Here is a 20,587-nt window from a genome sequence, read left to right on the forward strand (position 1 = left end):
CATTGATATCCGATTGGATATCTTTCGGTCAGATCACCATTCCATCAGGAATCGTTGCATTCTTAACGACAACAACGATGCCATTACGGATATAAAAACCTTGATCTGCCCTGTCGGCCTCTTCAACATGATCCTTGTTGACGATCGTGACGTTGTTACCGATTCGGGTGTTCTTATCAAGAATGGCTCCCTTCACCGTCGTGCCCTGACCGACGCCGACAGCGATGCCGCCGCGCTCACGCAGCAAGGCACGTTCATCACTCGACTCGAAGAAGTCAGCACCCATCACGAGGGTGTCCTGCAACACCACATCGCTTTCAACACGACTGCGAACACCAAGAACACAGTGATGAATACTGCATGACTTCAGGATGGAACCCTCACCAATGATGGAGTTGGTGATCTGAGCATCCACCAGCTTGCTGGGTGGCAGGTAGCGAGGACGTGTGTAAATGGGGAATTTCTCGTCGTAGAAACTGAACGGCGGTTTGGGTTGCATGGTCAACGCCAGATTGGCCTCATAGAAAGCACCAATCGTGCCGATATCTTCCCAGTAATCATCAAACACATAACTCTGAAGTTTGTCACCACGAGCGAGGGATTCAGGAATCACCTCCTTTCCAAAATCCTTGTGGGAAGGCTTGGTGTCGAGCAGGTCAAACAGTGTTTCCCTGCTGAACACATAAATTCCCATGGAGGCCAGGTAGGGCCGTTCTTTGGCGGAGTCAACACTCAGCCCGAACCGTAACGTATCGACGGCCATTTCAAGCAGGGAATCACCCTTGGGCTTCTCACGGAACTCGAGAATCTTGCCGTTTCCATCAGTGCGCATCAGTCCGAAGGCCTCGGCCTGCTTGGGGTCAACCGGCAGGGCTGCAACCGTCAAGTCAGCACCCGTGCTTCGGTGATGCTCAATGAACTGGCTGTAATCCATCCGATACAGCTGATCGCCGGAGAGGATCAGATATTCATCAACATCCCATTCCTGAAACAGCCATTGATATTTACGAACAGCATCTGCCGTGCCTTCAAACCATGAGGGGCTGTCTGGCGTCTGCTGAGCGGCAAGGACCTCAACAAAGCCTTGTCCGAACGATGCGCTGAGGTTGAAGGTCTGACTGAGGTGACGATTCAGGGACGCACTGTTGAATTGCGTCATCACATACATCTTGTTGATGTTTGAGTTGATGCAATTGCTGATCGGAATATCAATCAAACGGTATTTGCCTGCCACAGGAACGGCTGGCTTGGCTCGCATCTTGGTAAGCGGGTAGAGCCTCGTGCCGGCTCCGCCGCCGAGAATGATGGCCAGGACCCGCTTCATGCCGCTATCGGTGTCGCCGTTGCCGCAAGAACTTACCGGACTTTTCCCTCTCACCAGCGGAATCCGCCAAGATCCGACGAGATTGCTGGGAATCAGTTCGGGACTGAGGCCAGAGGAGCCTTTCTTCAGCTCTCAACCTGAGGCTCCAGATCAAACAGTCGCTCCACCGTGCGCAGGGATTGCTGACGCTCCTGACGGCTCTGGGGAGCGCGCAACTGGGTAACCGGAGTATGCAGGATCTTGTTGATGATGCCTTTGCTCAGAGCCTCCACAACCTTGCGCTCGCGGGCGGAGAAATCCGGCCCCATCCGACTCAGGGCTTTCTGCAGCTCCTCGCTTCGAATCGTTTCCATCGATCCCCGCAGGCGGTTGATGGTGGGAACGGCCTCCAGGCTGTCCCACCACTCCAGGAACTGCTGAGCCTCCTTCTGAAGCAGCTGCTCCGCCTCGCGGGCGATCGCCTGCCTGGCCTCCTGATTGCGGGCCACCACCTCCTGGAGATCATCCACGTCATGGGATTCCACGCCGGCGACGTCGGCGGCATCCGCGGCAATGTTGCGGGGAACACCGATATCAATCAAGCGCAGGCGGCTGCGACGGTTGAGCGGTTGCAGACGAGCCGCATCGATGATCGGATCCTCAGCTGCCGTGCTGGTGAACACCAGTGAGCAGGTGCTGAGGTACTGATCAAGGTCCGTGATCGGACGGCACCGCACCGGAAGATCCGGAAAATCCTTTGAGAGCTGCTCGGCGCGCTCGACAGTCCTGTTGAGAAGAACGACCCCGGCAGCACCTTTGGCCTGCAGGTGCTGCAGCAGCAGCCGACTCATCCGGCCAGCGCCAACCACGGCGATTTGCTCGGATTCCAGGGGGACGAGCTGATCGAGTCCGCGCGATTGTCCGAGCTTGAGCTGAGCCAGCTCGACGGCCGCCGAGCTGATCGACACCGCGCCCGTTCCAAGGTTGGTTTCACTGCGTACTCGCTTGCCAGTGCTAACGGCCTGGGTGAGCAGGCGGTTCAGGATGGGGCCGAGGGACTTGTGCTCCTGCCCCAACCGCATCATTTTCTTCACCTGAGACAGGATCTGCCCCTCTCCCAGGACAAGGCTATCGAGACCGGACGCGACGCGCATCAGGTGATCGACGGCATCTTCATGGTGGTAGCTGAATAAGTGTGGTGAAAGATCTCCCGTCGCAAGACCTGAATGTCCGCTGAGGAATTCGCTCACCGCCGACACCCCAAGCTCGGGATTGCGAACCAGGGTGTAGATCTCGAGACGGTTGCAGGTGCTCAGGATCGAGGCCTCGATCACCTGCTCATTGCCTTTCAGGGACTGAAGAGACGTCTCCATGGTCTGCTCAGGAATGCTGAGCCGTTCCCGGATCTCCACCGGTGCCGTTCGATGACTGAGGCCGACGACGGCAATGTGCATGGAGACGTTCCTCTCAACCGGTGATCAACGTTCAGCTCAGAGCGATGCTTTGAGCGCCGTCCTTGATGTGAACGGTGTTGGTGAAGCGACAGGTGTTGTCCAGGTTGCTGATCACCAGGCTGCTGGTGCGTGTGCAGTCACATTCGAACTTAACGCCATGGAAGAGCAGTCCATCGGTGATGCCACTGCCGGCGAAGACCACATGCTCACCGCAGGCCAGTTCCTCGGCTTCGTAGACCTTGTCGGGATCGGCGATGCCCATCTCCGCCAGGCGAGCCAGATTGCCTTCCTTCGTGAGGTCAGCCCATTCCTTGGTCTGAGCCACTGCGGGGTCATACACGAGTTGGCCCTGGAAATGTCCTCCGAGAGCGCGCATGGCCGCTGCGGAGATGACACCTTCAGGAGCGGCGCCGATGCCCATCAGGCAGTGGGTCCCTGTCCCTGCAAAACCACAGGCGATGGCAGCCTGAACATCACCATCGGAAATCGGCTGGATGCGAGCACCGGTGGCGCGAATCTCGGCCATCAGATCCTTGTGACGCGCACGATCCATCACGACGATCGTGAGTTCATCGGCTGCCAGTCCCAGACAATCACTGAGGATCTTGATGTTCTCGGTGGCGGACTTGCCGATGTCCACCTTGCCCTTGGCGGCCGGCGGAGCAGCCAGCTTCTTCATGTAGAAGTCGGGGGCATTGAACAGACCGCCACGATCAGAGGCCGCGAGCACCGCCATGGAGCCGCGCTGACTGAAGGCGCAGAGGTTGGTTCCCTCGCAGGGGTCGACAGCGAAATCAACACCTGGACCGGTCCCGCTGCCAACCTCTTCGCCGATGTAAAGCATCGGGGCTTCATCCCGCTCGCCTTCGCCGATCACGATGCGGCCCTGCATCTGGATCTGGCCCATGCGCTTGCGCATGGCTTCGACGGCAGCAGCGTCAGCCTCGTTCTTGAGGCCCTTGCCGGAAAGCTTTGCGGAGGCGATGGCGGCCTGCTCGACGACCTCGAGAATTTCCTGAATCAGGGTCTGGTCCACGGGACTCCGGTGATGGGGTGATGGGGGTGCGGATCGAGAATGCGGGTAAGGACAGCCTTCAGGAAGGTCAGTTTCCCCTTGCCGCAAGGGATCTCGGCGACGAAGCGCGGCTCACTGTATCAGTGGCCTCAAAGGTCTCTAAAATCGCCCCGCAGTTTTGCAGTCCCTGCCATGAGCACCAAGCCCCTGGTGATCTCGCCATCCATCCTTTCAGCAGACTTTTCACGTCTGGGCGCCGAGGTGAAAGCCGTGGATGAGGCAGGCGCTGACTGGATCCACGTTGATGTGATGGACGGTCGCTTCGTCCCGAACATCACCATCGGGCCCCTGATCGTTGAGGCCCTGCGTCCGGTGACCCAGAAACCGCTGGACGTTCACCTGATGATCGTGGAACCGGAGAAATACGTTCCGGATTTCGCCAAGGCCGGCGCCGACATCATTTCGGTCCAGGTCGAAGCGTGCCCACACCTGCATCGCAACCTGGCTCAGATCAAGGATCTCGGCAAGAAGGCGGGAGCGGTGTTGAACCCTGGCACTCCCCTCGACACCCTTGAGTACTGCCTGGAGCTGTGCGATCTGGTTCTGATCATGAGCGTGAACCCCGGTTTCGGCGGCCAGAGCTTCATTGAGAATCAGGTTCAGAAAATTCGCGACCTGCGCCGAATGTGCGATGAGCGCGGTCTCGATCCCTGGATCGAAGTGGACGGCGGCATCAAGGCCGGGAACGCCTGGAAGGTGATTGAGGCGGGAGCAAACGCCATCGTCTCCGGCTCCGGGGTGTTCAATCAGCCCGACTACGCCGAAGCCATCAAGGGAATCCGCGCCAGCAGCAGCAAACAGGCTGTTCTGGTCTGACAAAGGACGTCCTGGTCCGACAAAGGCTGTTTTGGTCCAACAAGAGCTTTCCTGTTGAATCGGAAAGACAATCACAACAATGCCCTGCTACGAGGTGGGGGCATTGTTGATGGGATTTCAAAGATTAAAGACTCAACCGATCAAGACAGGCAATATCCCAATGGATGTCAGATTGTCATCAACAGATCCATCGATCGTTCATGGGACCTGCAATGGACCGGTGACGGAACAGACAACAATCCAGACGACACGTATCGTTGCAACAGCACCGCCTGAAAGCCAGCTGCAGCGTTTTTCGCCGAACACGGAAACCCAGGTCGACTGACAACTTCAGAGGACTCACTCATTCGTCGCACGGCGAGGCAAATCAGGGCAGCCTCACAGCAAGAACAAGAAGAGCACGACCCACGAGGTCCCGATCAGGAAAAGCTTGTCTGCCCCTTTATTGATGTCGAACAGTTCGTATGGCTCTGGAGTCATTGAGTCGCGTATCAACTCGAAGACCCTAGCGAGTAAAGCCGACCTGATGGAACGATGCGGTACGCAGTCGCTGGAGATGAAATGCCTCACTCCATTAGAAGGAGTGAGAACCCTCGCATTGACTCCCTATCAAGACATACTCCTGTATGTGTTGCATCGAAACCGTAATGAACAGCCTTGGATGATATTTCCCACTAGAACTCAACCTCGGCAGAGAGAGACCAAATACTTATTTTTGAACGACAATATTTTAGTTGACTTTTCTTCTATTGTCACCTTTGCAAAAAATGGCAGATACAAGTGTCATCGTAATCCTTGGCATCGTACTCAACTTGCCCACCAATGATGCTGTCAAAAATCGCATTCCTGCTCGTGCTCGAATGAACCAACTCAAAGGTGCCATCGTTTATATGGATTGATATCCAAAAAGCCCTGTCCGAGTAGTCGTGGCATATTGGGAAATCGTTTTCTTCGATTGTGATTATGACCTTCGTAACTTCACAATTCAAGTTGATTGCATCAGTCGTAGCGAGGACTGCTGTATTGGAGCAAATCTTTCACCGTGACATGCGTGGCGAGGACTTCATCGAGAACGAGGCATGCCGGGACAAGGTCGTCCTTGATAACATGGCTAGTATCAGGTTTGAGAACTTCCGTCGCAAATATGGGTATAAAAGCGAAATAGCGATATGGCGATATACGGAATCGTTAGAAGGGCTGGAGTCCCTATGAGTCCTCGTCTAAGTCGACGTGATATTTTCGATAAAAAGACTATTGGTAATGACTTGTTCGATGGTAAACGGAGCGTGAAAGACATCGCTTCTCTGATGGGCTGCTCAACGACACAGGCGCATTACAGGAAGACAGCCCTGGGGATGAAGACTGATTGCTGGAAGAGAAAGAGTATCGTGATGCTGATTTCGTGGGTTTACCCACTGAGAAGATAGTGAGTCAACTAGATGAATCTTTGGATTATTGCCGTAGCATTAGACGAGAGCATCGTTCAACGTCTTATTGGTATTGGATACAACAAGGGACTAGGGAACAGGTTTAATGGAGCAGCTTGGATAAGGTACTAATCCTAGATTTATTCCGTCTTTCAAGAAAGCATTCAATTGTTGATAATTGAAACCATTCTGTTTCCACCACTCAGTCAATTGCTCTGCTGTAAGCAGACCATCGTCCTCTAATCTGCAAAGTATTCCAGGTATGTATGTAAAAGCAGAATATTGAATTGCTGCCTGGCATAGAATGATGGTTTCTTCTGAAGCCGAACAAGCTTTATCAAACTCCTCAATTGTCTCAAAAGCCTGAACTGGACCTGCCAAAAGAAGCAGTGCACCAATGAGTGGAAGGCGTTTCATGATGGGTAGAATAATTTCAAGGTATTATTGGGCAATTCGGATAGTATCCTAATGCTAATTCTATCCCGTTATTCCATAAGCCCAGTAAATAAACTTTCCAACCGGGCTCGGCATACTTAATTCGAAGCTTTATTTCATGATATTCAGCGTCAAATTCCTCTGGTGTTATTAAGCCTTTTTCGTTTAATTTACAAAGCATTCCTACGCATAATTTAAGTGCTACATCTGACGTTATGCAGACCTCATCGAACTCCTCATTTGCCTGAACTGGTGCTGTTAAAAGAAGCAGTGCACCGATGAGTGGAAGGAGTTTCATAAGAGACAATCTGCAGGAGCAAAGTGTCGCATCTCAATCAACCGGGAACAGCTTCCATTGAGCATCCTCTGGAATCTCTGGACCCACTTTCATATCCTCCAAATCAGCAGTGATTGCCATCGAACGACACTCACCAACGATACGCAGAGCATTGGCTGAAGTCTTCAGTCGGCAGATCATCTTTGTTATCAGGATCACCATTCATGTAGGCCTTACAAATTTCATAAGGCGTGTAGTTGTCGTAAGGATCTCCGTCATCGAAAGGACTGCCTGCATGGACTGGTGCTGTTGAAAGAAAGAGTGCACCGATGAGTGGGAAGAGTTTCATTGAAAAACCTCTTTACAAGCTACATCTTGGATTATGTCTCTATAGGCGATGTCTATATTGGAAGCATAGTCTTTGGCATCAGGATCTTTCTTAACCATATCAGGTATTTCTATAAATAGCTTTTGGGCATATTCTTTTGTGATTAGTTTGTCGGCTGCCAATCCGCACAAGGTATTCCCTATTCCATAGACATAGCCGTAGTAGAAGCCTTTGTTTCTTTCATCATCTGCTGATTTGTCAGGTGTAGCAACAGAATCGGCAGGTGCTGTTGAAACAAGGAGTGCTCCGATGAATGGAAAGAGTTTCATAAGAAACAGCCTGCAGGAGCAAAGTGTCGCATCTCAATCAACCGGGAACAGCTTCCATTGAGCATCCTCTGGAATCTCTGGACCTACCTTCATATCCTCAGGTTCTTTCCAAGCCACTCGCCACTCAGGCACACGGCAGGGAACATAGTCAAAGTTCTCGATACTCACTCCACCAAGTCGAGCTGGGCATCCATACCAGCCACTCACCCATCGGCTCCCGTCGTTCAACCCTCCCCGAAACCAAATGCATTTAGTCGGGTTTGGAGGTCGAGTCCAGTTGTTCCCAGGGGGTTAACAGATGAAAAACCATCGCCAACACTAAGTTCCAAGAAACCAGCCATAGCTGTGCAAACCAATGCCTAACAAGTTCACACCGATGTAACAGATTCCGATCACAGCCAAGCCAACAACAGCCACCAAGGCCGGACGACGACCCTGCCAACCGCGACTCAGTCGCGTGTGGAGATAGGCGGCATAAACAAGCCAGCAAATCAATGCCCAGGTTTCCTTCGGATCCCAGCTCCAGTAACTGCCCCAGGCTTCATTGGCCCAGACAGCACCGCTGATGATGCCGACGGTCAGCAGTAAAAACCCAACAGTGATTGTGCGATAGCTGAGGCTGTCGAGTTGTTCATTGGTGGTGAGCTGAACTGAACGCAACTGGAGAACGCCGTTGTCCCCCACGGCAGCGGCCTGACGAAATCCACCACTGCCGATCGAGCTGCTGCGCAGTTCCAGGGCCTCACCGCGGTCAGTGATCAACACCGCAAATGACAGCAAAGATCCCACCAGCAGTGCGGCGTAACTCACCATGATCACGCTGACGTGCATCACCAGCCAGCTCGAGCGCAGGGCCGGCACCAGAGGTGCTGATGTCTGAAGCTGATCCGGCAGGGCGAAGCTTGCAAACGCAATACACCCAAGTCCCATCGGCGTTGCAGCCGCCGGAACGATCGGCGATGGCCAACTGCGCTCAACAAGCAGCTGGGTCAGTGTGCAGGCCCAGGCCAGGAAACAGAGCGACTCGTAGAGATTGCTGATCGGGAAATGGCCGGACTGCCACCAGCGCAACACAAGCTGGGCCGTCAGCAGGAGATTTGAAATCGCGACCAGCATGCGCACGCTCGTGGACGAAGTCTGGCTTGAAGCGGCCCAGAAGGACACCGGCAGTGCCAGAAGCAACAGCACGAAGGCCGCGAAGCCCAGGGTTGTAACCGCGTCGAATGAAGCAGCGAACAAACGATGGAAACCTGCTGATCCGATTCTGCCGGGCTAGATCAACGACTGGCCTGACGCAGTAACAGTCCACCAGCTCCAAGAGAGATCAAAACCGGCAGCCAGGCAGCTGCCAGAGGAGAAAGCGTTCCTTTCACCCCAAGGGAACTGAAACTGAAACTGATCACGTAGTACACAACGATGATGCCCAGCGTCAGAACAAACGCGAAGCTGCGACTGGTGCGGTAACTGGGTTGTGCGCCGAGCGTGGCACCAAACAGACCGAAGACGATGCAGGCCATCGGGAACGTGAATTTCTCCTGGATCCGCACACGAATCTTGCGAGCGTCCTTGTTGTTGCCTGACTCCACATACAACCGCTCAGCCTGCATGGCCTCCGCCACAGTCATGTTGACCGCGTCCTTCTGAATTTTGGCCAGGCGCAAGGGGCCAGATCCAAGTGGGTACACGTAGCGATCAAAGTCAGCCTGGGAGGAACTGCCACTGCTGTTCAGCGTCAGGATCTGGCCATCAAGAAAATCCCAGGACGCCTTCTGCTGATTCCAGACGGCCTTCTTCGCCACCAGCATCTGGGTGAAACCAACCCGTGAAAAATCCAGCACCGTGACGTCCTGCATTTCCCCGTCTCTGAAGCGTCGGGCGAAGAACAGCTGGGTCAGACCGCGTTCTGAAGAGGCGTCATCCACTGCCCTTGTCCGCGGACCGAAGCGTGGATAAATGATGTCCTGACCCTTCTCCGTTGCCAGAGAGCGTCCGAGCGCCCGTTGCAGGGTGACCTCCGCATACCTGTTACTGCCAGGCACCACCACATCGTTGAGAACGAAGGTGAGCCCTGTCATCAGCACAGCCACCACCATGGCGGGAGCGATCATCCGTGCCGTGGTCACCCCAAGACTTCGCAGAGCGGTGAGTTCACTGTTGGTGGACAGGCGCGTGTATACGAACAGCGACGCCATCAGCGTTCCCATCGGAACGGAAAATGCCAGCCAGCGCGGCGTGCTGAACAGAAGCACCTGAGTGGCAATCGTGATCGGCAGGTTCTTGTCCACCATCTGGCGAACCAGCTCGAACATCACACCGCCTGTCAGCAGCAGCAGGGTGAACAGCGCCACAAAGAACAACAGCGGGCCAAGCAGCTCGATCAGCAACCAGCGGTCAAGCAAGCTGAGTCGCTGCCATGGACCACGAAGGAACAACGGCCTCAAAGCTGAAAGTCCTCCCCCAGGTAGTAGCGGCGCACCTGTGGATCGGCGGCAACCTGATCTGATCGACCCGACGCCAGGATCGCTCCGTCGTTGACGATGTAGGAGCGGTCGGTGATGGCCAGCGTTTCACGCACGTTGTGATCCGTGATCAGAATCCCCATGCCGCGACTGCGGAGGGATTGAATCAGCGACTGCAGATCAGCCACGGCGAGGGGGTCGACTCCGGCGAAGGGTTCATCCAGCAGGAGATAACTCGGCCCGTCCACACCAACGGCAAGAGCACGGGCCACCTCGCAGCGACGGCGTTCGCCACCGGAGAGTTGAAATCCACGGCGATCAATGAACGCTGTGAGGTGAAAATCCTCAATCAACTGATCACGACGATCCCGCCGCTGGGCTGGCGTCAGATCCGTTTGCTCCAGCGCAACGGCCAGGTTCTGGCGAACCGTGAGCTGGCGAAACACACTCGGTTCCTGTGGGAGGTAGCCGATCCCCAGGCGGGCTCGATGGGGCATGGACAACGTCGCCACCTCCCGCCCATCGAGATTCACCTGGCCATGATCCGGTCGTAACAGTCCGATGACGAGATTGAACGTTGTTGTCTTGCCAGCCCCGTTTGGTCCGAGCAGACCGACTACCTCCCCTGGCGAAAGCGTGAGGGACACACTTTTCACCAATTGCCTACCACCAAGGCTGATGGAGACCTGCTCCAGAGAAAGACTCATGGACGAAGCGGTTCCGTCTTCCGTTCCGATGATTTCAGGGTCCAGCGACTGAACACCTGTGCCCCCTCCGACGGTGTCGCGATGGCCCGTTCCTCATCCAGCAGATAGGTGACACGTTCAGCCCGCAACAGATTGCCGTCGGTCTGAACCACATCCACGTCGCCACTCAGCACGATCCTTGATTCCTTGGTGAAGTACTGCGCCTGACGACTGGTTGCCACCACACCGCGCTGATCATGGACCAGCCGCACGTTGCCGCTGGCAGTGATGACGCCCGTGACGCTGTCGGCGGCCTGCTGATCGGATTCGATGGTGATCAAACCCTGATCCGCTGATTCCTGGGCAGCGGCGACGTTCGGTCCAACCAGCAGTGCGGCGCTGACGGAGAACAGACAGGAGAGTGCTCGAATTCTGCTCAGCATGGTCTTAACCACGAAGGCGAAGGGCGCCAGATTTCGGGACCCTACCCCTCCCTCATGGCAGAGGTTGCAGTTGAGGGACAGTGCATGACTCGGGGTCTGCATCATGTTGAAGCTGATGCAGACGTTGTTCGACAACGCAGCAGAGGGCCTCCAGATCGAGACCGAGATCAGGGGTCCCCGGCCGTCTCAGACGACCCAGGGCCTCTCCGTAGAGAATCGTGGCCCCACGACGGTTGCCGCGCTGCAGATGCAGTTGCGCCACAGCCACCTGAAGAATGCCCTGAAGAGAACGGCGATCCGGCTCAGCTGTCTCATGCCAGATCTCCTCGAACAAATCATGAGCTGCATACCACTCCTGCGTGTTGAAGAGAGCAACCGCCTGGCCAAAGCGCGGATCCTCCTCAGGCATCAGCGCTTGGCCTTGGCCGGCTTCTTACCGGGAAGCTTGCGCAGGCGGATCGACTCCGGGGTGACTTCGAGCATCTCATCGGGTCCGATGTATTCAAGAGCCCGCTCCAGGGTCATCTGGATCGGGGCCTGCAGCGTGTCCAGTTCGTCAGCTCCGGCGGAACGCATGTTGGTGAGCTGCTTGGTCTTGCAGACGTTGATCTCCAGGTCCTGGGGCCGGTTGTACTCACCGATGATCATTCCCTTGTAAACCTTGGTGCCAGGGCTGATGAAGAACTGACCACGATCCTCGGCGTTCTTGAGGGCATAGAAGGTGGCGGTACCCTCTTCGAAGGCGATCAGGACACCATTCCGACGGGTATCGAAATCACCCAGCATCGGCCGGTATTCATAAAACGAGTGGCTCATGATTCCTTCGCCGCGGGTGGCCCTGATGAATTCGCCCCGGAAACCGATCAGGCCGCGGGATGGAACGATGAACTCCAGCTGGGTGCGTCCATCGGCACTGGTTTCCATGTTCTGCATCTCGCCCTTGCGGGTGCCCAGCTTCTCGATGCAGCTTCCGACCGCTGCCTCGGGAACATCCATCACCAGGGTTTCCACCGGCTCACAGGGGGTGCCATCGATGGTGCGGAAGATCACCTGAGGCTGAGACACCTGGAACTCATAGCCTTCGCGGCGCATCGTTTCGATCAGGATGCCCAGGTGAAGTTCACCGCGGCCACTCACGGCAAAGCGGTCCGGTGAATCCGTGTCTTCCACGCGCAGGGCCACGTTGGTCAGCAACTCACGCTGCAAGCGATCGCGAACCTGGCGGCTGGTGACGAACTTGCCCTCCTTGCCGGCGAAGGGAGAGTCATTGACCACGAAGGTCATCTGCAGGGTGGGTTCATCCACCTTGATCAGGGGGAGCGCCGTGGGTTCATCCGGGCAGGCGATCGTTTCCCCGATGTTCACGTCGTCAAAGCCAGCCACAGCCACAAGGTCGCCGGCGAAGGCCTCGCTGATCTCGATGCGCTGGAGACCTTCAAAACCGAGCAGTTTGCTGATCCGGCCCTTCTTGATCGTGCCGTCATCCTTGATCAGGGAGGCGCTCTGCCCCTGCTTGATCACGCCGTTGTGCACGCGGCCGATGATGATTCGGCCAAGGAAGTCGGAATAGTCGAGGGTCGTGATCTGAAGCTGCAGCGGTTTGTCCGCGTCGCCGACCGGGGGCGGTACGTGGCGCAGGATCGCGTCAAACAGCGGCCGCATGTTGTCGCTGTCCGTGGCCATGTCCGGCTTGGCGAATCCACCCAGGCCGCTTCCGAAGAGATAGGGGAAATCGCACTGATCATCGTCAGCTCCCAGCTCGATGAACAGATCCAGCACCTTGTCGACCGCTGTTTCCGGATCAACGCGGGCTCGATCGATCTTGTTGACGAACACGATCGGACGCAGGCCCTGCTCAAGGGCCTTTTTGAGCACGAAGCGGGTCTGGGGCATCGGACCCTCATTGGCGTCCACGATCAGCAGGCAGCCATCCACCATGCCCAGCACCCGCTCCACCTCACCCCCGAAATCAGCGTGACCGGGGGTGTCGACGATGTTGATCCGCGTGTCGTTGTACGTGACCGCGGTGTTCTTGGAGAGGATGGTGATGCCCCGCTCACGCTCCAGATCATTGGAGTCCATGACGCAGGTGGGCACAGCTTCGTTGTCGCGGAAGATCCCGGATTGCGTCAGCAACGCGTCGACCAGGGTCGTCTTGCCGTGGTCGACGTGGGCGATGATCGCGATATTGCGAATCGCCTTTTGCTGGGCGCTCATACGGGCAGACCGTTAGGAATTGTGAAGAACGCCCAAAGGCGCAGGGCGACAGGATATCTCAACATGAGATTTGGCTGGTCCGCTCCGGACCCTTCACACCCAGGCTGCCGCGCGTCACCCCGAGCTGGTGATGCACCCGTTCCTGTCTCCAGACCTCCTGTGAGCGCAGGCGTCCAGCCAAGGCATCGGCGTAAAGATGCAACCGGCGTTGCGTCTCAGCACCCGTCTCATCGAGCAGTTCAACCCTCAGATTGCGGACCCCGGCCCGCAGCAGAGCTGGCAGCCCCTCCACGCCGGTTTGAGCGGTGCCGTTGAACAACGTGTTGCGGCAGCCGAGATCGGCCCGCAGCGGATGGTCCACACCACTGCGGTCCCGCAGGGAAACGGAATGGTGTTCACAAGGCCTGCCGCAGTCGGTGTGGTCGTGGCCATCCGAAAGAAACGCGCAGAACAGGCAGTGCTCCATATGAAACAGAGGCATGTGCTGGTGAAGCGTCACCTCCAACAGCGCTGGATCCACGGCCGCAGCCAGGTCAAGCAGCTGTTGCAGATTGAGGTCGTAACTCGCGGTCAGTCGCAACAACCCCCAGTGGTCCTGGTACCACTTCAAGGTGAGGGGGTTTGCTGTATTTAAGGAGAAGTCTCCAATGCAGGGAGCCAGGGGGGTGAGAGCCTCGAGCTGATCGGCATTCCGTACGAGGTAGCCGTCGGGCCGCGCCCGGATCAATGGCTCCAGTGTCCAGCGTTCATTGGGCCGCGTGATCCGGGCACCGGCCAGCCAGATCCCTCCAGGCCACTGATCACGACCGAGCGCCACAGCGTCCCGTAGGTCACGGGGCTGATCGAGATCCATCACGACCGATCCGATCGGCACGGAGTGTCGTGGCAACGCGATCAGGGCCTTCAACTGATCCAGGCTTCTGGCCAGAACAACCAGCCCTGCAGAGATCTGCCGGGGCTCGGCTGGCCGGGGCAGCAGGTCCTGGAGCACCTCGTTCAGATCCGGTGAGGACGCAGACGATTCCGGAGGGATGGGATCGGAGAGAGAGCGGGCAAGCTCGAGCCTCTGCAGCAGATCCCGCCGCATCCTGTTCAGTTCCGCCACAGGCAGGAAGAGCTGATCCTCCAGATCCACCTCCAGAGAGCCAAGACTCCAACCACTGCCTCCAAGGCGCCCGAGCTGGGATGCCAGACAGCTGCGATCGAGAGGCCGCTGCGATGCAGCCTGCAATGGGATCCCGCTGTGAACCTGAATCGCGACGTCCGGGCAGGCAAGCTGCAGCGGCTGCCCAAGCCGTCCGCTCACAACGAGATTGAGCGGCTGCTCGACCGCGGGCGTCGGGCGAACGGCGGCCCGCTGCCACTGGCGGTCCCAGTCCGGGTCATTGGTCAACCAGACGGAGGCCCCAGCAGCAATCCCCCTGGTATCGACCCGGCCAGGGCCAAGCCGCAGTCGCAGGCGCTCGCTGCCGAGCCGCTCCACCACCATGACCCTGCCGCCGACCTCCTCGGGAGGCTGGAGCGGATCGTCAGAGAGGCGCTCCAGCACAAGTCCCTGACCGGGACGAAGCAGCTCGCGGCAGCGGATCTGCAGCCAGCCGGCGCGATCGGTCTGCAGAAGCTGTCCCACCAGGGGGCCTCGCTTCTTGCTCCAGCGACCATGCACGAGCGATCGATGGTTGATGCCCTCCATCCAGCCGGTCGACAACCCGCGGGAGAAGGCCAGCTCCAGCTGACGACGGGTGTCGTCTGGGCTGAGGTCCGGCCTGGACTCCATCCGCTGGCGGTAGGCGTCGGTCACCGCGGCGACGTAACGGGCATCCTTGAGCCGGCCCTCGATCTTGAGACTGGCAATCCCGAGGCGTTGCAGTTCCGGCAGCAGCTCCCAGGCCGCCAGATCCTGTGGTGAGAGCAAATAGCGCTGATCAGCAAGGGGATGGGCAACCCCATCGACGATCAGTTCATAGGGAAGCCGACAGGCCTGAGCGCACTCCCCCCGGTTGGCACTGCGTTGCCCCAGCGATTCACTCGTGAGGCACTGCCCGGAATAGGCCACACACAGGGCGCCATGCACGAACACTTCCAGCGGAATGTCCAGATGACGGTCACGCAACTGCCGCTGCAAGCGCTCAAGGTCCCGCAACGCCAGTTCACGTGCGAGCACGACGCGCTGACATCCCAGGGCGGCGGCCTGGGCCACACCGGCGGCACTGGTGATCGACATCTGGGTGGACCCGTGCAGTGCAAGGGAGGGCACAAGCCTCCTGGCCAGGCTGCACAGACCGACGTCCTGAACGATCACGGCATCCACCCCCGACCGTTCGGCGGCGATCAACAGATCCGCGGCCCGCTTCAGCTCATCGCTGAACACCAGCACGTTGAAGGTGAGGAAACCGCGAACCTGTCGGCTGTGGAGCCAGTCCATCAGCTCAGGCAGTTCCTCGATGCGGAAGTTTTCAGCCCGCTGACGTGCGTTGAAGGCCTGAACACCGAAGTAGACCGCATCCGCACCGGCCGCGACAGCCGAACGCAACGCCTGCCAATCTCCGGCGGGAGCCAGCAGCTCCGGCCGCATCAGGAGGTCCGCTGGGCGAGACGACGCGCCGGTTCAAACAGACGCAGGGCATCGGCCGTGCCCTCGTATCGCCAGTGCCAGGGTTCGTAATTCACTCCCTGGGGGTTACCGACTGGGAACGAGAGAATGAAGTGGTACCTGGGCGCGTGATCCTGCAGCCAGCGAAAGGCCAGGGTCTGCTCGAAATCCGGTGACAGGTGGGTTTCAGGGGCCTCTCCATCGCCAAGGTCAACGGCATAGCCCGTGCTGTGTTCCGAGTAGCCAGGGGGCGCTGACACCCTCGCCCGTTCTTCAGCCGTTTGATTACGTTCCGACGCCACATCAAAGAAGATCTCTTCCTGGAGATTGATGGAGCGGTAACCGCTGAGCAGCCTCAGATCGACCCCATCGGAAGCGGCCGCCTGACGCATGGCCTCAAACGCATCGGCAGCATCGGCATGGAGTTCGATGCCGGGTTCAACGGCGATCAGTGAGGATCCCGTGGCTTCGAGATAGGGAAAGTGACCCAGTAATCGGCCATCGGCATCCGGTCGCTCCCGAAATACCTCGATCTCTTCCGGCTCAGGGGGATTGAGACGTGCCATCAGCTGAGGGCCGAACAACACCGCACCCACACTTCCACCGCAGACAACGACGCAGGCCAGAAACAATCCGAGCCCGCCGCCGGAACGACGCGGTACCGGGGTGGACCGACGGGCCACAGGAATGTCGTCCCTGACGGGGCGGCGTGCAGAGGCGGCCCGGACCAAGGGGGCTGATGCGTGTTGTTTCGATCGTAAGGGCGGGTGCCAGTGGGACCAACGAAATTCAGGACCGCAGTGGTAGTTTCAAAAAACAATCCAGCGGAGAATGGCTGAGATGTTGCGTGTTGCGGTGATTGGCGGCGGTCCCAGTGGATCCTGTGCCGCTGAAGTGCTCGCCAAAGCTGGCATTCAGACCTGGCTGTTTGAACGCAAGCTGGATAACGCCAAGCCATGCGGAGGTGCCATTCCGCTCTGCATGGTTGAGGAATTCGACCTTCCAGACGAAATCATCGACCGCAAGGTCCGCAACATGAAGATGATTTCACCCTCCAATCGCGAGGTGGACATCCGTCTGGATCCCCTCGGGTACGACGACAACGCCTTCATCGGCATGTGTCGACGTGAGGTGTTCGACGCCTTTCTCCGCAACAGGGCCGCCGATCTCGGTACCACCCTTGTGAACGGTCTTGTCCAGAAGATTGACACCGGCGTGAACCGTCAGGGGCCTTACACCCTTCATTACGCCGACTACAGCGGTGGTGGCCCCACCGGAGAGCAGAAAACTCTGGATGTGGATCTGATCATCGGAGCCGATGGTGCCAACTCCCGTGTCGCCAAGGCAATGGATGCCGGCGATTACAACGTCGCCATCGCGTTCCAGGAAAGGATCAAGCTTCCCGCCGAGGAGATGACCCACTACGAGGATCTGGCTGAGATGTACGTCGGCACCGACGTCTCTCCAGACTTCTATGCCTGGGTCTTTCCCAAGTACGACCATGTCGCCGTCGGCACCGGCACGATGCAACAGAACCAGAGCCTGATCAAAGGTCTGCAGAAGGGAATTCGGGAACGGGCCAACAAACGCCTCTTCAAAGGCGAAGTGATCAAGGTCGAAGCACACCCCATTCCTGAACATCCCCGCCCACGCCGGGTCGTGGGTCGGATGGCCCTCGTTGGAGATGCTGCCGGCTACGTCACCAAGAGTTCAGGCGAAGGGATCTACTTCGCTGCGAAGAGCGGCCGCATGTGCGCTGAAGCCATTGTGGAAGTTTCAAAGAACGGCTCCCTGATCCCCACCGAGAGGCAGATCAAATCCACTTACCTCAAGCGTTGGGATCGCAAGTACGGAGCGACCTACGCGGTGCTCGACATCCTGCAGAGAATCTTCTACCGCAATGACGCGGCCAGGGAAGCCTTCGTCGAAATGTGCGACGACAAGGACGTCCAGAAACTGACCTTCGACAGCTATTTGTACAAACGGGTGGTGATGATGAACCCATGGCAGCAGATCAAGCTGACCCTGCGAACCCTGGGAAGCCTGCTCAGGGGTGAAGCTCTGGCTCCGTCGAACTACAGCCCAGTGCCATCAGCGGTTGGTCGTTCCGACGGCGATTTCCTGGCTGATGAAGCGGCCCAGGCCGTGAAGGCCCAGGCCAAAGGGAAAGAAACAGCGGACGTTCGCTAAAAGCAGATCACTACTGGCGTTGCTCGATCGCTTTGCCAACGCCTTCCTTGATCCGTTCGACACCTTCCTGCAGGGTTTTGCCTGGGGCCGTTTCCTTTTTGGTTGTCGACCAGACGTTGATGGCATAGATCGCAGCCCCCGCGACGATCAAGGCAGCCAGGACCAATCCAATGCCGTTGCCGCCCTGGCGGATCACGACCGGTTGCAGTTGTTGCTTCGAGTCGTCGGCCATAACGGTGTTGGTTGATGCATTCTTTCGTTAGCTGGAGGCCGCGCTTTTGCCAACGGATCCGACGGAGGGCTCAGGCCTGGATCAGTTCAAACTGAGCCAGAACCGAGGCCTGGTTGCGCAGCACAGCCAGGAGATTCAGCCGGTTCTGACGTAACGCCGCGTCCTCGGCCATCACCATGACGCTCTGCTCTCCATCGAAAAAAGCCTCGAGCGCCGGTGTGGCCTCAACAAGGGCATCGGCCAGTGCCGCATAGGAGCGAGACACCGCCAGGGGTTGCAGGCGCTGAAGCACTTCAGCCATGCCCTGTTCACTGGGAGATTCGAACAAGGCTGGATCAACCACACCCTCAGCTGTGAGTTGACCGTTCCCCATATCCCCTTTCTCTGCCAGCCGCGATGCCCGCTGCACCACGGCCTGGACAGCCGCCAGACGACCGTCATCACGCAGGGCCTGGAGACGTTTGATCCGGTCCTGTACATCAATCGGGTCTGCGAGCAGGCGTTGATCGGCCACGGCCGGCCCCGCAACAGCCTGAACCAGATCCGGAGACTGACCGTCCTCTTCGAGCTGGGAGACGATCCGCTGCCGCAGCAGCAGGGACAGATCGTCTCGCAACGCATCGGGGTTGACCTCAAAGGCCGGGAAAAGCTCAGCCCAGCGGCTGGCAGCCTGCTGCAACAACGCCCGTAGATCCAGTCGCCAGCCTCTCTCCCAGAGAATCAGCAGGACACCATTACCGGCGCGACGCAGGGCATAGGGATCGGAGGAGCCACTGGGGCGCTCTCCCTTGGCATAGATACTGAGCAGCAATTCGAGACGCTCGGCGAGAGCGACCACGGCGCCGGCATCGGTGCTGGGCAGGGCATCACCCGCCCCCTTGGGCAGATAGTGCTCCACAACAGCGAGGGACACCGCACGGGATTCCCCCTCCTCAAGGAGATATTTACCGCCCATCAGCCCCTGCAGCTCGGGGAACTCGCCCACCATCTGACTGACCAGATCGTGCTTGCAGAGATGGGCGGCCCGCAAGGCGGCCGCAGCGGTTTCCTCGGGAAGCTCCAGCGTTGCCAGAAGTTGCTCGGCGAGCGTCTCAATCCGAACACTTCGGTCCAGCAGGCTTCCCAGTCCTTCAGCGAATGTGACCCGCGCCAGGGCTTCACGACGCTCCTGACTGGGCTGTCGACGATCCACCGCCAGGAAGAATTCAGCATCCGCCAACCGCGCGCCCAGCACGCGTTCGTTTCCGCGGGTGATCGACTCAGCGGATGTCGATAATCCGTTACCGACCAGCAGAAACTCCGGGCGCAGCACCTCATCAGCCTTCAGGCGCAGCGGATCCGGCGCCACGGAGGGCACATCGAGAGGCACGTAGCGCTGATGGGCCTGCATCACGGTGCTGATCACTTCCGGCGGGAGCTGAAGAAAACGATCCGCAATGCGACCGCGCAGGACCTGTGGATCCTCAACAAGGTCGACAAGCTCCTCAAACAAGGACTCCGGGCAGTTGGGAATGCCCTGGATCGCAGCGGCTTCGGTCTCAATGGCCGTACGAATCGCCACGGAGCGCTGATGGCGATCAACTACAACACCGGCAGCATTCAGGACGCTGGTGTACAGGTCAGCATCCGAAACCTCGAGAGGGGTCCCGCTCCGCAGGCGATGCCCCCGGGTGAACCGATCGCTGCGAATCGCAGGATCTCCATCCGGCAGCTCCACCGGAATCAGTTCGCTGCCCTGCAAGGCCAGCAGCCAACGGATCGGCCGGCTGAACCGTTGCGTTCCCGCGCCCCAACGCATGAAGCGCCTGCCCTGCAAGGCACTGATCCAACGCGGGATCAGCTCCTGAAGCAGGGAACGACTGGTCTGCCCGGGCGTCATCACCGTGGCGAACACGCAGGGGCCCTTCGGTGTCTCGCGAACCTCCAGTTTGGCTGGATCAACGCCACAGCGCCTGGCGAAACCAACGGCAGCCGGGCCGGGCTGTCCGTCCTTGAAGGCCTGTGCCAGCGGTGGCCCCTTGCGCTCCTCCGTGAGATCCGCCTGGCGTTCCTGCAGCGACTCGACCTGTACGACCAGACGTCTTGGTGTTCCCGTCACCACAAGGCTGCTGTGGTCAAGACGGTTCTCCCTCAGATCCCGGAGAACAAGATCCTCCAGTTGCGACAGAGCCAGACGGGCGAAATCTGCCGGCAGTTCCTCGGTTCCAATCTCCAGAAGAAAGGTTGAAGTCACACCATCAACAGAGCCGTTGGCGACTGTATTGGAAGCCGCTTAGCTAGTTTCAAATGACACAACGATCGATTCAGTGAGCACCGGTCAGAT

Annotated in this window: 20 protein-coding genes; 3 read left to right on the forward strand and 17 right to left on the reverse strand. The window is 58.1% G+C overall.

Annotation, left to right across the window (positions count from 1 at the left end; translation table 11 throughout):
* Positions 1-28: 28 nt before the first annotated feature.
* From KR100_RS08690 to glpX, 3 genes are all read right to left on the reverse strand, one after another.
* Positions 29-1,324, reverse strand: coding sequence for a glucose-1-phosphate adenylyltransferase (locus tag KR100_RS08690; RefSeq protein WP_038544890.1), 1,296 nt, complete (start codon positions 1,322-1,324; stop codon positions 29-31).
* 125 nt (positions 1,325-1,449) lie between these two features.
* Entirely contained in the window at positions 1,450-2,757 is a 1,308-nt protein-coding gene (locus tag KR100_RS08695) for a glutamyl-tRNA reductase (protein WP_038544894.1), read from the reverse strand.
* A 31-nt stretch (positions 2,758-2,788) separates the two neighbouring features.
* Positions 2,789-3,793 carry a class II fructose-bisphosphatase gene (gene glpX / locus KR100_RS08700; protein WP_038544896.1) on the reverse strand — a complete coding sequence of 335 codons (1,005 nt, stop codon included), beginning with the start codon at positions 3,791-3,793 and terminating at the stop codon, positions 2,789-2,791.
* Positions 3,794-3,964: 171 nt separating this feature from the next.
* Between glpX and rpe the strand changes: the two genes are divergently transcribed.
* On the forward strand, positions 3,965-4,648 hold the full coding sequence (gene rpe, locus KR100_RS08705; protein WP_038544899.1) for a ribulose-phosphate 3-epimerase: 684 nt from the start codon (positions 3,965-3,967) through the stop codon (positions 4,646-4,648).
* A gap of 79 nt (positions 4,649-4,727) precedes the next feature.
* Complete coding sequence (locus tag KR100_RS15895; RefSeq protein ID WP_156097997.1) at positions 4,728-4,973, forward strand: hypothetical protein; 246 nt, start codon at positions 4,728-4,730, stop codon at positions 4,971-4,973.
* A 1,192-nt stretch (positions 4,974-6,165) separates the two neighbouring features.
* Here the strand turns inward: KR100_RS15895 and KR100_RS15900 are convergent.
* The 12 genes from KR100_RS15900 to KR100_RS08765 all read right to left on the reverse strand — a co-directional run bounded on the left by KR100_RS15900 (position 6,166) and on the right by KR100_RS08765 (position 16,573).
* Entirely contained in the window at positions 6,166-6,492 is a 327-nt protein-coding gene (locus tag KR100_RS15900; RefSeq protein WP_156097998.1) for a hypothetical protein, read from the reverse strand.
* A gap of 16 nt (positions 6,493-6,508) precedes the next feature.
* Entirely contained in the window at positions 6,509-6,808 is a 300-nt protein-coding gene (locus KR100_RS15905) for a hypothetical protein (RefSeq protein ID WP_156097999.1), read from the reverse strand.
* Between the two features lie 130 nt (positions 6,809-6,938).
* Entirely contained in the window at positions 6,939-7,136 is a 198-nt protein-coding gene (locus tag KR100_RS15910; RefSeq protein ID WP_156098000.1) for a hypothetical protein, read from the reverse strand.
* A complete protein-coding gene (locus tag KR100_RS08725; RefSeq protein WP_038544910.1) occupies positions 7,133-7,444 on the reverse strand; it encodes a hypothetical protein in 312 nt (103 codons plus the stop codon). Before KR100_RS08725 ends, KR100_RS15910 begins: the two co-directional genes overlap by 4 nt.
* A gap of 318 nt (positions 7,445-7,762) precedes the next feature.
* Positions 7,763-8,683: a c-type cytochrome biogenesis protein CcsB gene (gene ccsB / locus KR100_RS08730; protein WP_038544912.1), complete on the reverse strand. Its 921-nt coding sequence runs from the start codon at positions 8,681-8,683 to the stop codon at positions 7,763-7,765.
* A gap of 38 nt (positions 8,684-8,721) precedes the next feature.
* A complete protein-coding gene (locus KR100_RS08735; protein ID WP_038544916.1) occupies positions 8,722-9,876 on the reverse strand; it encodes an LptF/LptG family permease in 1,155 nt (384 codons plus the stop codon).
* A gap of 5 nt (positions 9,877-9,881) precedes the next feature.
* On the reverse strand, positions 9,882-10,610 hold the full coding sequence (gene lptB / locus KR100_RS08740; protein ID WP_038544918.1) for an LPS export ABC transporter ATP-binding protein: 729 nt from the start codon (positions 10,608-10,610) through the stop codon (positions 9,882-9,884).
* A complete protein-coding gene (locus KR100_RS08745) occupies positions 10,607-11,044 on the reverse strand; it encodes an LptA/OstA family protein (protein WP_239420298.1) in 438 nt (145 codons plus the stop codon). Before KR100_RS08745 ends, lptB begins: the two co-directional genes overlap by 4 nt.
* Before the next feature lie 40 nt (positions 11,045-11,084).
* On the reverse strand, positions 11,085-11,441 hold the full coding sequence (locus KR100_RS08750) for a DUF309 domain-containing protein (RefSeq protein WP_038544923.1): 357 nt from the start codon (positions 11,439-11,441) through the stop codon (positions 11,085-11,087).
* The gene (gene typA, locus KR100_RS08755; RefSeq protein ID WP_038544926.1) at positions 11,441-13,249 is read right to left on the reverse strand and encodes a translational GTPase TypA; all 1,809 of its coding nucleotides are present in this window, start codon (positions 13,247-13,249) and stop codon (positions 11,441-11,443) included. Before typA ends, KR100_RS08750 begins: the two co-directional genes overlap by 1 nt.
* 58 nt (positions 13,250-13,307) lie before the next feature.
* Complete coding sequence (locus KR100_RS08760) at positions 13,308-15,824, reverse strand: U32 family peptidase (RefSeq protein WP_038544928.1); 2,517 nt, start codon at positions 15,822-15,824, stop codon at positions 13,308-13,310.
* The gene (locus KR100_RS08765) at positions 15,824-16,573 is read right to left on the reverse strand and encodes a M15 family metallopeptidase (RefSeq protein WP_038544931.1); all 750 of its coding nucleotides are present in this window, start codon (positions 16,571-16,573) and stop codon (positions 15,824-15,826) included. Before KR100_RS08765 ends, KR100_RS08760 begins: the two co-directional genes overlap by 1 nt.
* A 109-nt stretch (positions 16,574-16,682) precedes the next feature.
* Here KR100_RS08765 and chlP point away from each other — a divergent pair, with 109 nt between their 5' ends.
* Entirely contained in the window at positions 16,683-18,032 is a 1,350-nt protein-coding gene (chlP, locus tag KR100_RS08770; protein WP_038548426.1) for a geranylgeranyl reductase, read from the forward strand.
* A gap of 10 nt (positions 18,033-18,042) precedes the next feature.
* On the opposite strand, the gene KR100_RS08775 is transcribed toward chlP, so the two are convergent.
* Entirely contained in the window at positions 18,043-18,264 is a 222-nt protein-coding gene (locus tag KR100_RS08775; RefSeq protein WP_038544933.1) for a hypothetical protein, read from the reverse strand.
* Between the two features lie 70 nt (positions 18,265-18,334).
* Positions 18,335-20,497: a glycine--tRNA ligase subunit beta gene (glyS, locus tag KR100_RS08780; RefSeq protein WP_038544936.1), complete on the reverse strand. Its 2,163-nt coding sequence runs from the start codon at positions 20,495-20,497 to the stop codon at positions 18,335-18,337.
* Between the last annotated feature and the right edge of the window lie 90 nt (positions 20,498-20,587).

Source organism: Synechococcus sp. KORDI-100, from assembly GCF_000737535.1.
Lineage (GTDB): Bacteria > Cyanobacteriota > Cyanobacteriia > PCC-6307 > Cyanobiaceae > Parasynechococcus.

Bases quoted from the DNA above. Each gene is read 5' to 3' on its own strand.
- KR100_RS08690 (WP_038544890.1), bottom strand. From the start codon at position 1,324: ATGAAGCGGGTCCTGGCCATCATTCTCGGCGGCGGAGCCGGCACGAGG.
- KR100_RS08695 (WP_038544894.1), bottom strand. From the start codon at position 2,757: ATGCACATTGCCGTCGTCGGCCTCAGTCATCGAACGGCACCGGTGGAG.
- rpe (WP_038544899.1), top strand. From the start codon at position 3,965: ATGAGCACCAAGCCCCTGGTGATCTCGCCATCCATCCTTTCAGCAGAC.
- KR100_RS15895 (WP_156097997.1), top strand. From the start codon at position 4,728: ATGCCCTGCTACGAGGTGGGGGCATTGTTGATGGGATTTCAAAGATTA.
- KR100_RS15900 (WP_156097998.1), bottom strand. From the start codon at position 6,492: ATGAAACGCCTTCCACTCATTGGTGCACTGCTTCTTTTGGCAGGTCCA.
- KR100_RS15905 (WP_156097999.1), bottom strand. From the start codon at position 6,808: ATGAAACTCCTTCCACTCATCGGTGCACTGCTTCTTTTAACAGCACCA.
- KR100_RS15910 (WP_156098000.1), bottom strand. From the start codon at position 7,136: ATGAAACTCTTCCCACTCATCGGTGCACTCTTTCTTTCAACAGCACCA.
- KR100_RS08725 (WP_038544910.1), bottom strand. From the start codon at position 7,444: ATGAAACTCTTTCCATTCATCGGAGCACTCCTTGTTTCAACAGCACCT.
- lptB (WP_038544918.1), bottom strand. From the start codon at position 10,610: ATGAGTCTTTCTCTGGAGCAGGTCTCCATCAGCCTTGGTGGTAGGCAA.
- KR100_RS08750 (WP_038544923.1), bottom strand. From the start codon at position 11,441: ATGCCTGAGGAGGATCCGCGCTTTGGCCAGGCGGTTGCTCTCTTCAAC.
- typA (WP_038544926.1), bottom strand. From the start codon at position 13,249: ATGAGCGCCCAGCAAAAGGCGATTCGCAATATCGCGATCATCGCCCAC.
- KR100_RS08760 (WP_038544928.1), bottom strand. From the start codon at position 15,824: ATGCGGCCGGAGCTGCTGGCTCCCGCCGGAGATTGGCAGGCGTTGCGT.
- chlP (WP_038548426.1), top strand. From the start codon at position 16,683: ATGTTGCGTGTTGCGGTGATTGGCGGCGGTCCCAGTGGATCCTGTGCC.
- KR100_RS08775 (WP_038544933.1), bottom strand. From the start codon at position 18,264: ATGGCCGACGACTCGAAGCAACAACTGCAACCGGTCGTGATCCGCCAG.